This is a genomic window from Aerococcus sp. UMB7834 (assembly GCF_030215145.1).
In the GTDB taxonomy this organism is placed as follows: domain Bacteria; phylum Bacillota; class Bacilli; order Lactobacillales; family Aerococcaceae; genus Aerococcus.
On sequence record NZ_JASOLI010000016.1, the window covers coordinates 1 to 12,346 of the forward strand.

The 12,346-nt window shown below is 50.6% G+C and carries 7 protein-coding genes; 3 read left to right on the plus strand and 4 right to left on the minus strand.

Translation table 11 applies throughout. The features are described from left to right. Positions 1-308: 308 nt before the first annotated feature. From gltX to QP339_RS09525, 4 genes are all read right to left on the minus strand, one after another. Positions 309-1,778: a glutamate--tRNA ligase gene (gene gltX, locus QP339_RS09510; RefSeq protein ID WP_284911310.1), complete on the minus strand. Its 1,470-nt coding sequence runs from the start codon at positions 1,776-1,778 to the stop codon at positions 309-311. 1,282 nt (positions 1,779-3,060) lie between these two features. Beyond that, positions 3,061-4,224 carry a PIN/TRAM domain-containing protein gene (locus QP339_RS09515; protein WP_284911311.1) on the minus strand — a complete coding sequence of 388 codons (1,164 nt, stop codon included), beginning with the start codon at positions 4,222-4,224 and terminating at the stop codon, positions 3,061-3,063. A gap of 150 nt (positions 4,225-4,374) precedes the next feature. After that, a complete protein-coding gene (gene radA, locus QP339_RS09520) occupies positions 4,375-5,757 on the minus strand; it encodes a DNA repair protein RadA (protein WP_284911312.1) in 1,383 nt (460 codons plus the stop codon). A 30-nt stretch (positions 5,758-5,787) separates the two neighbouring features. Then, positions 5,788-6,324 (minus strand): dCTP deaminase/dUTPase family protein, encoded by a 537-nt coding sequence (locus QP339_RS09525; RefSeq protein WP_284911313.1) that lies wholly within the window; start codon positions 6,322-6,324, stop codon positions 5,788-5,790. 687 nt (positions 6,325-7,011) lie between these two features. Here QP339_RS09525 and QP339_RS09530 point away from each other — a divergent pair. The 3 genes from QP339_RS09530 to QP339_RS09540 all read left to right on the plus strand — a co-directional run bounded on the left by QP339_RS09530 (position 7,012) and on the right by QP339_RS09540 (position 12,121). Beyond that, positions 7,012-10,998, plus strand: coding sequence for a choice-of-anchor I family protein (locus QP339_RS09530; RefSeq protein ID WP_284911314.1), 3,987 nt, complete (start codon positions 7,012-7,014; stop codon positions 10,996-10,998). A gap of 192 nt (positions 10,999-11,190) precedes the next feature. Then, positions 11,191-11,937 carry a hypothetical protein gene (locus tag QP339_RS09535; RefSeq protein ID WP_284911315.1) on the plus strand — a complete coding sequence of 249 codons (747 nt, stop codon included), beginning with the start codon at positions 11,191-11,193 and terminating at the stop codon, positions 11,935-11,937. Continuing rightward, positions 11,930-12,121, plus strand: a complete 192-nt coding sequence (locus QP339_RS09540; protein WP_070618800.1) for a hypothetical protein — start codon at positions 11,930-11,932, stop codon at positions 12,119-12,121. The genes QP339_RS09535 and QP339_RS09540 overlap by 8 nt, the downstream gene beginning before the upstream one ends. Positions 12,122-12,346: the final 225 nt, after the last annotated feature.

Below are 12,346 nucleotides of genomic sequence, written 5' to 3' on the forward strand. Positions count from 1 at the left end.
ACGAAAAAGAGCGGCTTTAGCCGATCGTTTCGATTGGGTGAAGTCACTTCAAGTCTGCTCTTGCGAACCCGACTACAAGGGTGTGAGAGGATGCCAGACTTGCAGGCGCCAATTTGCCTTTGACTGGTCTCTCTGCAAATAGAAAACGGCTATTTGCATGCAGCAACTTCAAACGCAAATAGAAAGTGACAATCGGTAGCCAAGAAGCAAATTCAACAGCGCAACAGATGCTCACTAGCACCATCCAACTCAAAAAAAGCGGTTCCCTTCAGACAATGAAAGGAGCCGCTTTTTGACTTGTTTTTATTTTAGAATTTAGCGAGCACTTGGTCCAGGTGGTGTTTTACCTTGTCCTTACCTAAGACTTCGATAGTTAAGCCAATTGAAGGGCCGTGTTGTTCACCAGATGTTGCAACCCGCAGCGCCATGTAGAGGTTCTTGCCCTTAATGCCGGTTTCTTTTTGGACAGCTTTAATCGCCGCCATAATGTTTTCCTCCGTGAAGGGTTCAATGTCATCCACCTTATCGCGGAAGGCTTGGATCACGACGGGTGCGGTTTCTGCTTCGAGAACTTCCTTGGCATCTTCCGCAATTTCTAAGTCTTCGTGGAAGAACATATCTGAGAGCGGAACGATTTCAGCTGCATAGGACATTTCATCCTGGTAGAGGGAAATCAATTTCTTAGTCCATTCCATCTCTTCTTGGCTTGGATTATCAGAGATCCGACCGGCTTTTTGAAGGTGAGGGATGGCCAGGTCTGCGATGGCTTCCGCATCTTTTTCCTTCATGTAGCGGTTGTTGATCCATTCCAGCTTCTTGTTGTCGAAGGCTGCTGGTGACTTGCTCAAGCGGTCTGGGTCGAACATTTCGATAAATTCTTCCTTGGAGAAGATTTCGTCTTCCCCGACTGGTGACCAACCGAGCAGGGTAATGAAGTTAAACATAGCTTCAGGAAGGTAGCCCAAGTCGCGGTATTGTTCGATAAACTGCAGGATCGATTCATCACGCTTGGATAATTTTTTCCCGGTTTCTGCATTGGTGATCAGGCTCATGTGGCCGTACTTAGGCGCTTGCCAGCCCAGGGCATCATAGATCATCAATTGTTTAGGTGTATTGGCCACGTGGTCGTCCCCGCGCAAAACGTGGGTGATAGCCATCAAGTGGTCGTCGACAACCACCGCGAAGTTGTATGTTGGTGACCCGTCATTCTTCAAGATAACGAAGTCGCCACTGATGTCCTTGGATTCGAACTTGACCTCACCCTTGACCATATCATCGAAGCGGTAGGTTTGGCCTTCAGGAATGCGGAAGCGGATGGTTTCAGGACGGCCTTCAGCGCGCGCTTGGTCGATTTCTTCCTGACTGCGGTCGCGCCAAGTGCCAGTATAATGAGGCATTTCCCCATTAGCACGTTGGGCTTCCCGTTCGGCCTCTAATTCTTCGGCTGTATCGAAGGCATAGTAAGCATCGCCTTGTTCAAGCAATTGGTTCAAGTATTTGTGGTAGATCTCATCCCGTTCAGATTGGCGGTAAGGACCGTATTCCCCGGGTTTATCTGGACCTTCATCCCAGTCAATCCCTAACCAAGTCAGGTTGTCTAACTGGCTGCTTTCCCCATCTTCAATATTCCGTTTCTTATCCGTATCTTCAATCCGAATAATGAAGTCGCCACCTTCGTGACGTGCGTATAGGTAGTTGAACAATGCGGTACGCGCATTCCCGATATGTAAGTGCCCAGTTGGACTCGGTGCATAGCGTACTCTAACTTTATCTGCCATTCAAACTTCTCTCCTCATTAAAATATTTTCTTAATCCAATGCCCTTCCGAACGAAGGAACATTTTTCCTTATCCATTATAACGCAATCCCTAGCTTAGAACAATTTCTTGAGCAGATTCCCCGCAGAAAATCCAGCTTGCTGGGCAATCATAAGGAAAAAATAGGCAGTCTCTACCTGACCGGCTCGTAAAAAATTCTTTTTCTGGTTACCAACTTAGAAAGGGCAAGTTGGGGAGCGGCAACTTTCAAAGCTCAGCTCTATTTAAAAGTTGGATCCCTGCTAGTCTCGAACGCTAACTTCATTTGAAAGTCGAGTCTCTGCTATGGTCAAAGCTTAACTCCATTTAAAACTCGGCCAGCAGCTAGACAAGCTAGCTTGGGTCTTCCCAACTTGCTAACAAAGCCTCCATTGGCAAGTAAGATAGCGGTAACTTGCGATCGGACCTCCTGTTAGCAAGTAGAACGGTAGCAACTTGCCAACTAGGCCTCCATTAGCAAGTAGGATGACGGCAACTTGCGAACAAAAGCTCCATTATCAAGTTGACTCTCTGCTAGACAAGCTGACCCCCACTCACCATAATGAAAACAAGCTAGCCAAGGTCTCGCTAGCTTGTTTTCATTATATTATATTTTGATTGTTGCATATTTACTTGGAGTCGCTTTATTAACCCACATTCAGGCCTCCTGATTGTGGATTGCTCGTCTCCAACCCACACTCCTAATCTTTGATTGAAGGTTGATTGCTGCTGATCCACACTCCAGGGGGGTGATGGTGGATTGAGCACCAGCCCTCACACCCTGTAGTCGGGTTCGACTTGGCAGGCTTGGAGTGATTTCACAAGTCAGAAGCGAGCGAATGCTTCGCTCTTATTCTGACTTGCTCCAATCATCCAAGTCTAACCGCCAAGTCTCACACCCTCTTCTAGTCGGGTTCGCAAAGGCAGAAAGGGAGTGACTTCAACAAAAGGAAACGATCGGCTGAGAGCCGCTCTTATTCCTTTTGCCTCCAGTCATCCCTTTCTAACCGCCTTTGCTCACACCCTCTTCTAGTCGGGTTCGAGGATGCAGAAAGGGCTCCTCTTCGCAAAAGGACGTCGAAGGCTTTCAGCCTTCTCTGTCCTTTTACTCCAGAGGTCCCTTTCTCCCACATCCTCTCACACCCTGTGTAGTCGGGTTCGGTCTAGCAACTTTCGTGTCACTTCACAAGTCTCCGCCACAGTCTTTCAGACTATTCTGGTGACTTGCTCCAGTGAACGAAAGTTAACCGCCAGCTCTCACACCCTTATTCAACAATTTTTGCAAAGATCATCTTACCAGCGTTAGTTTGAATGGCGCTGGTGACTTCGACGTCCAGGTGTTCGTCCATGTGTTTCTTGCCTTCTTCGACCACAATCATGGTGCCGTCGTTAAGGTAGCCGACGCCTTGTTGTCGCTCGGTTCCTGCTTTGAGGATGCGAACGGACAAGTGGTCGCCGGGCACGACAACGGTCTTCATAGCATTGGCTAATTCATTGATGTTGAGCACCTTGATTTGGTGGAACTGGCTGACTTTATTCAGGTTGTAGTCATTGGTGACCAGGACCCCATCTAATTTCTTGGTTAGAAGGATCAGTTTCAAGTCCACTTCCTCTTCCTCTTCGAAGTCTCCAGTATAGAATTCCACCGTAATCTCGTCCAAGGCCTGCATTTCATTGAGGACGTCTAAGCCCCGGCGGCCGCGCACTCTTTTCTCGCTAGCTGCTGAATCCGCAATGTACTGGAGTTCCTTGAGCACGAAGTTAGGCACCACGACTACACCTTCGATAAAGCCTGTCTTCAAAATATCTAGGATCCGGCCATCGATAATCACGCTGGTATCTAAGATCTTATAAGGCTTGAAGGAAATCGTAAAGTCCTTGGGTTCCAAGAGGGCCAATTCTTCCTGGTCGGCCTCCTCTTCTGGGCTTGGCTGAGACTTCTCCTCCTCCTGGCTAGTCCCTTCTACCACCTCGCGCCGGGTCAGGGTCATGTTGGAGAAGAAGGCCTTGATGTCGCCCCCCTTCAAGCGAATGGTCATAAAGCCAATATAGGCAAAAAGGACCGAAAGTAAGATCGGTAGGATGTTAGAGATCACCGGCCAATTCAAGGCTGAAATCGGCAAACTCACTAGCCAAGCCACTGTGAGACCTGCCACAATGCCTAGGGTATAGAGAAGAATATTTGATAGGGAAAGCTTCTCGATCTCTATGCGCAAACGCTCCAAAAACCGGTCATAAACCGGGCGTAATAAGACAATGACAAGGAAAAAAATAAGGGCGCCTAAAAGCATATTGACGATGGGTTGATTCAATAAAGACGATTGAAAATTAAATAATTGCCAAAACTTAGGTAGGGAATAGTAGCCTGTTCCTGCCCCTAGAATTAAAAATAAAGCCGTCACCGCTGTATTCCATTTATTCTGTTCCATGTCGTCACCTCCTTTAATGTAATGTAGAGGCCCTAGCTTGCCAGTCAGTTCTTCCGTCTATCCAGAAAAATTAACGCCTTATGATAAGGAGAACTTATTTTCTTGCTAAAGACCTCTTTGTATTTTATCACTAATTCCATTTTTGGGCCACTAGTCGCGTGGAAAAACCAAATTAAGAACATTTCGCAGGGTTTTCGCCGCGACAACTTCAATCTTGCCATGGTGGAGCTTGGCATCGTCGTTGCCATAAGGGATAAAGATCCGCTTAAAGCCCATGTTCTCTGCTTCCGCAATCCGGTCAGTCACCCGGCTCACCCGGCGAATCTCGCCCGTCAAGCCAATCTCACCAATAAAGCAATCAGTCGGCTGGGTCTCCTTCTCCCAATAGGAAGAAGCAATGGCGACAGCGATGGCTAGGTCAATGGCTGGTTCATCCAAGCGGACTCCGCCGGTTGACTTCAGATAAGCATCCTGGTTCTGCAACATGAGGCCGGCCCGCTTCTCGAGGACAGCCATGATCAGGGTGACCCGGGAATAATCGAGACCGCTGGCTGTCCGCCGGGCATTCCCGAAGGCAGTTGGTGTAAGCAGGGCCTGGATCTCAGTTAAGAGGGTTCGGGTCCCTTCCAGGGAAGCCACAACCGCCGATCCATTAGCCCCCATCAGCCGCTCTTCTAGGAACATTTGGCTGGGATTGGCAACTTCGTGTAGGCCATCTTCCTGCATGTCGAAGACACCGATCTCATTAGTGGACCCAAAACGGTTCTTGACCGCGCGCAGGATGCGGAAGGAATTATACTTCTCCCCTTCCAGATAGAGGACCGTATCCACCATATGTTCCAGGATCCGCGGCCCAGCTATATTCCCCTGTTTAGTCACATGGCCCACAATGAAGATAGCGGTTTGGCTGGTCTTAGCCAGGGTCATCAAGCGCTGGGTCGTTTCCCGGACCTGGGAGACGCTGCCCGCCATCCCGTTCGATTCCGGCTGGATCATGGTTTGGATGGAGTCGATAATGACAAAGGCCGGCTTGATGTCCGCAATGGCCGCTTCGACCATGGACATATCCGTCTCAGCGAAAACATAGAAGTCCGCCGCCTCAAAGCCTAGACGGTCGGCACGCATCTTGATCTGCTGGACGCTCTCTTCCCCGGAAACATAAAGCACGGGACCGGCTTTTTTGTCCAATTGGGTGGCCACCTGGAGTAGGAGGGTGGACTTACCAATCCCAGGATCGCCCCCAATCAGAACCAGCGACCCGGCCACAACCCCGCCCCCAAGTACCCGGTTTAATTCTACCAGGTCCGTCTGGGTCCGGGCCTCTTCCTCGCCCTTGACTTCATTGATACGCTGGGCCTTGTGGTCGGCACGCTGGTAGGCACGGCGGTCTTCGGGATGGCGGATGGTTTCGCCGCCAATCCGCTCTTCTTCCATCTGGTTCCAAGCTCCGCACTGGGGACAGCGCCCGTACCACTGGGGCGACTCATAGCCACAAGCCTGGCAGGTGTATAAAACCCTATCCTTCTTCGCCATTTATGACGCTCCTTTCCTTACTCTCACAACTTACTGGCCAGAACTCCCGAAGCCCCCTTGGCGGTCAGACGCCTGGTCTCCCTGGTCCTGGTCGACCTTCAAGAAGGGGAGGAAGATCCCTTGGGCAATCCGTTCCCCCTTCTTAACCGTCACATCCTTCAAGCCAAAGTTTAACAATTGCACATAGATATGACCCTCATTGCCCGCATTATTATAGTAGTCACTGTCAATAATACCAATTCCATTCGGCAGGGTCAGATAGCGCTTGAGGGGGTTGCTGGACCGACAAGTCAGCTGGAGGTATTCATCCGCCCCCATATAGGCCTTGAGCCCGGTTGGCACCAAGGTCGGCTTCATAATCTCTTCCTTGAGCTCGCCCCAATCCTTACCCTTAAATTCAGTCCACTTGGCAAGGACATAACGAACCGCCCCCTGCCAAAAAGAAGGGATGGTTACCGTCTCCCCAGCCTCAATATCATAACCCGCTGCCTGCTTGGTGGCACGCTGGGGCAAGTTAATGCCAGCTTCGGCATAGTCTTGAATCACTTCAAATCCACGTTGACGCATGATCTTCCTCCTTAAAAATAATATGCTATGTCTATTTTCATATAATTGAAGCATTTAAGCAAGCGCTTTTCCCAAGCTTAAATAAATCCTAGACACTGATCGTGAAATTAAAATCGGTTAGTTCTGAATCAGCTAACGCATACGATATCTGTCATTAATGATGCTAGTGAGCATCCGTTCCGTTTTTGAATTTGATCCTTAAAGAGCCATGGCACCGGCTCGAGCCAAGATCTCTCGCCTAGCGAATCTCAAACGGTCCGTACGGCTTACGCCTACGCCCCGTAATTCGCTTCCCTTGCTTATACATGGCTAAGGATCAAATTCAAAACTCCACTCCTGCTCATAAAGACACTGTTAAACTAAGTTAATCCAATTGTTTAATTTACAGTATCGCTAGAACTATAAAAGTTTCTATATTTCAATGATTGGGAATAGAAGGGTAGCATTAATTCAGAATATCTCGAAAGAAAACCTGTGCTGTTTTCGACAGAAGCTTTTCTACTCTTACGAACCCGATTTCGAATGATATCCAATCGTTTGCCAATGATTTCCTATATAATCTGGCGAATTTTACTATAGCTGTTTAAAACGCAATTAACAAGGATTTACCTAAGTTTTACATAAAGCATACCGACTTTTTACAATCCTTTGATAGGATGAACTTAATATCAAACTAAGGAGGATTCTATGAAACGCCCAGCCATCAAAGAAAAAAGCCCTCGCGTCCTACTGACCACCCTATTCGCTTTAACCAGCTTTAGCTTGGCCAGCCAGGATGTTAAGGCCCAAGAAGTAACCGCCGACCCCGTTGATTCGACAGGCGAAGTGGCCCCGTCTAATCCAGAGACCAGTGACAGCGGTGCGACGACAGGAGAAGCCCAGCTCGGTACGGAAGCAGAGAGCCCAGCCTCTACCGAGACGGACCAGCCAGCTCCTAGCGCCAAGGAGCCAAGTCCCAACCAACCGGCTACCAATACCCAATTGATCACCATCGCCCACACCAATGACATGCACGGACGCCTGGAAGCAGAAGGGTCTGCTGACAATCAAAAAGTCACCGGTATGGCCCAAGCTTCCGCCTACTTCGACCAAATCCAAGCGGACGCTGTTTTTGACGCTGGGGATGCCTTCCAAGGTCTGCCCCTATCCAACCACGATAAGGGACATACCATGGCCCAAGCTATGAAGGAAGCAGGCTACGATGCCATGACCGTGGGCAACCACGAGTTCGACTTTGGCGAAGAGATTGCCCGGTCCTACGAGGATGTCCTCGGCTTCCCAGTTCTCTCTGCCAATGTGGAAAAAGATGGCCAACCCGTCTTCAACCCCTCTGTCAACGTCCACACCAATAACTTTAACCTGGGTGTGGTAGGGGTAACGACACCAGAAACGGCCTATAAGACCCACCCTAAGAACGTGGAAGGTATGACCTTCGCGCCACCGATTGAGTCGACCATCAAGGAACTCAACCGCCTCTTAGACGACGAGAGCGTCCAGGAAGATGCCTATGTGGTTCTCGCCCACCTGGGGATCGACCCTGCCACCCGTCCCAAATGGCGAGGTGACCGCTTGGCTGAGGCCTTAGATGCCTTAGAACGTTTTGACCCCTACCAAATCATTCTGATCGACGGCCATTCCCATACCGCTGTCCCCGGGGGCAAAACTTACGGCAATGTCTACTATGCCCAAACCGGGACCGCCCTCAACAATATTGGGGTCATCCAATTCGATCCGACAAAACCTGGCTCAGCCAAGGGACGCTTGGTTTCTGCTGAAGAAGTTCGCCAGAGCTTAGATGGCAAGACCGACCCACAAATCGAAGCTCTGATTGACCAAGCCCGAGCCAACTACGATAATGAAACTTCACGACAATTGGTGGACAACAACCCCGTCTTCCTCAACGGCCGCCGCAACTATGTCCGCTCGCACGAGACCAACCTGGGCAACCTCATCACGGACGCCATGGTGGCTTACGGCCGAGAAGGGGGCTTCAACAATCCGACCGACTTCGCTATGATCAATGGCGGAGGGATCCGCGAAGAAATCGCTAAGGATGAGCCCATCACGGAAGGCGATGTCATCGCTGTCCTGCCTTTCGGTAACATCCAATCCCAAATCGAAGTCAGTGGCCAACAAATTTACGATATGTTCAACCTGGCCTACTCAGCGCCAACCACAGAAGGTTTCGGTAGTGAGGCAGAAGGCAACCGGGTAGACCCTATCGATGAAGACTCCGGCCTGCCTGCCCTCAATGCCCTGGGCGGCTTCTTACAGGTGTCATCAGATATCAAGGTCTACTTCGACCCAACAGCTGAAGACCACCACAAGCGCGTTCTGGGCGTCTACCTGCGTAACCCTCAGACCGGCGACTATGCCCTGATACCTAAGGACACCAGCCAGACTTACTACATGGCCACCAATGACTTCCTGGCCCAAGGTGGGGACGGCTATGACATGCTAAGTGGCGCTCGAGAAGAGGGGCCTTCCCTAGACCAGGTCGTGATGGCCCATATCGAAAAAGGCGGCCAAGAGCTCTTGAAGCAATATGCCGACCCACTCCCCCAAGACCGAATCATCCCAATCACCCAGGCTGACTATGCTGCATTAACCAAGACCGATGACCCCGCGCGTCAGGTTCACAGTCTGGATAGCGAGGATTTCAAGGTTGAAGAAGTTGGTCGCTATGAAAGTGGGGCGCCTTTTGACGAGGGTGGGACCGAAATCGTGGTCTACAACCCAAGCCAAGAAACGATCTACTCCATTAACGGTTATGAAAAGGCCATCGACATTATCGATGCTAGCCAAACGGGTGACATGCCCCTCCAACGTCGTATCCTGCTTAAGGAGTTGGGCTTAACTGCCTCCGACCTAACCAGCATTGCCCTCCATCCAAGCGGGCAAATCTTTGCGGTAGCTGCGCCAGCCCTCGATAAGACCGACCCAGGCAATGTCGCCTTCTTCACCGCTGATGGGAACTACATCAACCATGTCCAAGTCGGTGCCCTGCCTGATAACCTGCAATTTACCCACAAAGGCGACCTGGTGCTTGTAGCCAATGAAGGGGAACCCAACGACGACTACACCGTTAACCCAGCTGGGGGCATTTCTGTTATCGAAATTCCAGCAGACTTCTCCACCATTAGCCAAGACCAAGTGACGACGATCGACTTAACTGAAGCGGACATGCCAGAAGACCTCCGCCAACTCGGTCCAGATGCCAGCCATTTTGCCCGCAATATGGAACCAGAATATCTGGTAATCGACAAGGATGACCAATACGCCTATGTCAGCTTGCAGGAAGTGAATGCCATCGCCAAGTTCAATATCCCTGAACGGAAATTTGACCTGGTTAAGTCCCTTGGTTACAAGGACCACTCCCTCGAAGCGGATTACATGGATCCTTCCGACCGTGATGACAAGCACGAATCCCGCAAAGTGCCTGTCCTAGCCCTCCACCAACCGGATGCCATCGCCCTCTTCGAAGTAGACGGTGAGACTTACCTGGCCCTACCGAACGAAGGGGATTCCCAAGACTACAGCGGCTATTCCGAAGAAGTCCGGGTGAAAGACCTAGCCAAGGCTGGCCTCATCGACCTCGACGCCTCCTATTACCAAGGATATACCCAAGAAGAGCTTGACCAAGCCGTGGCCCAAGGACTCTTCGATGATGACCAGTTAGGCCGCCTCCGCGTCACGACCGCCCACCCCTTCAAGACAGGAGACACCCACAATGCCCTGGTTGCTTTCGGGGGACGGTCCTTCTCCATTGTCCGCGCCTCTGACCTAGAATTAATCTATGACAGCGGCAACGACTTCGAACAGCTCATCCAGGCCATCAATCCTGACCTCTTCAACAGCGAAATCGAAGTAGAAAAGGGGCAAAGACTGCCGGATCCAGATTCCCGAAGCGACAACAAGGGGGCTGAACCTGAAACGGCTGTTGTGGGCTATCTGAACGGCAAACCCTATGCCTTCATCGCCCTGGAACGTTCAGGCGGCATCATGGTCTATGACGTCAGCGATCCCTACCAGCCAAACTTCGTCGACTACATCTATGACCCAAGCTTCCAAGATGTGTCCCCAGAAGGCCTCTATTTCGTCCCCGCTGACCAGTCCCAAGATGGCCACGCCCACTTACTGGCAGCCTACGAAGTCTCCGGAAGCATTGCCGACTACCGCTTAAAAACGCCAAAAGTAATCACAGAGCCAAACCAATCTGGCAGCGAAAACACTGGCACCGGCGTCTCTACTAATCCTAGCACCAAGCCAGGACAGACTGGCACGTCGACCCCGACTTCAACGGGCCAAACACCAAGCACCAGTCAAAACACTGGCTTAGAAAGTACACCGGAAGAAGGAACAGCCGGTCAAAGTGACCAAGCCCCAGCGGCCCAGCCAAGCCAAAACGACCAAGCTAGTGCTGGAAATCAAACTAGCAAGGCGCAGAATACCCGCCCAGCTGGTCAAACAACCGTTCAAATGAAAGTTAAACCTGCAACTAGCAGCAGCCAGAAAGACCAGAAAACACCATGCAAGGCTAAAGCAGACCCTGCCCACCAAGAAGGCCTCCCACAATTGTCTAGCCAAAGCGCCAGCCTAGGCCTGGGCCTAGCCCTAGCCGGTATCGGTTTCTTATTCACCATTGCGAAAACACCCAGCCGGTCCAAAAAATAAATTGATTTAAATGCTTAGAGGCCCTTTCCTACCCCAAGTTATCTTGTCAGGAGATAGCTTGGGGTATTTTTTTGGTTTTTTACTAATTGTGTTGGTGAGCATCCGTTCCACTTGGCGATCGGCAAAGCTTTCATTGTGGGCGACTTTCCTATAGAATAAGAGGAGTAAAATAGTCCAAAAAGGAAGATCACTGTGAAAAAATTCATCCACTACCTCGGCCTCGCTGGCCTCTGTCTCTTCTTGGCAGCCTGCCAATCTCAGTCGAGTGATGACTTCTTGGCTCAGATTGACCAAGCGGCGGAAAAGATGACGACTTATCAAACCAGCACTGACTTTGACCAGAAGCTGGGCGACAAGGAAATCTTTAACCAGATGAGTATGGCGACCTACAGCCAGGAGCGGGGAACAGAGGGCAAATTAATTAACAAGGGAGAAGACGGGGACCGCATCCTCCAGATCATCAGCAATCCCAAACAAACCGTTTTCCAAGAGAGCCAGCTGGACGACCAGTCTGATTGGCAGCTGAGCCCTTCCTCCCAGGCCCTGGAAGAGCGGGTCCACCGTTTTCCCTATGAGAATATGCTGGAGATTCTCCACAAAATTAATGGCGACGCCCAATTACGCAAGCTCGGCCCCACGCAAATTATCCGCTATGAGGGGAAGAATCCGCAACTGACGGAAATCATCAACCAACGCGGGGCCAGCAGCTATCAGAACGATGCCATCCATAGCGTCGAATTCCTCATCGATAGCCAAAGCTCCGGCATCCGCCAGGTCAGTTGGCGGGTCCACGGGCAGGACAAGGCGGCCAAGAAAAACTTGGTCAGCTCCATTAAGATCAAGTACCGGCCACTCTCCGACCAACAATTAGACGAGGACTTCGCCTCAGCTGAAAACAAGTCCTACATCCCCTCAAGAAAGGAAGAAAACAATGAGTAAAAACCTTGTGGGCAGCTTCTTTGCCCTGGCCTGTATCGGCATCAATATCTACATCATGGTCAAGGGCCGGTCTGAAAAAGGCATGACCGCCATGGAACAAGCCCGACTCAAAACTGTTGCCGGCATCATGCTCCTCCTCGCCTTCATCGCCCTCACTTTCGGACAATATTTGGGATTGGAATAAAGAAGGGTGCGAGCAAGAGCGCTTAGACTTGAATGATTGGAGCCCAAACGGAAAAGAGCGGCTTTAGCCGATCGTTCCGATTGGGTGAAATCACTTCAAGTCTGCTCTTGCGAACCCGACTAGAAGGGGGTGAGCGCTGGCGGTTAATTTTCGTTCACTGGAGCAAGTCACCAGAACAGTCTGAAAGACTGTGGCGGAGACTTGTGAAGTGACACGAAAGTTGCC

What these genes read in the sequence shown, in the direction of transcription:
- QP339_RS09515 (WP_284911311.1), bottom strand. Translation starts at nt 4,224, where the DNA reads ATGGAACAGAATAAATGGAATACAGCGGTGACGGCTTTATTTTTAATT.
- QP339_RS09530 (WP_284911314.1), top strand. Translation starts at nt 7,012, where the DNA reads ATGAAACGCCCAGCCATCAAAGAAAAAAGCCCTCGCGTCCTACTGACC.
- QP339_RS09540 (WP_070618800.1), top strand. Translation starts at nt 11,930, where the DNA reads ATGAGTAAAAACCTTGTGGGCAGCTTCTTTGCCCTGGCCTGTATCGGC.
- gltX (WP_284911310.1), bottom strand. Translation starts at nt 1,778, where the DNA reads ATGGCAGATAAAGTTAGAGTACGCTATGCACCGAGTCCAACTGGGCAC.
- QP339_RS09525 (WP_284911313.1), bottom strand. Translation starts at nt 6,324, where the DNA reads ATGCGTCAACGTGGATTTGAAGTGATTCAAGACTATGCCGAAGCTGGC.
- radA (WP_284911312.1), bottom strand. Translation starts at nt 5,757, where the DNA reads ATGGCGAAGAAGGATAGGGTTTTATACACCTGCCAGGCTTGTGGCTAT.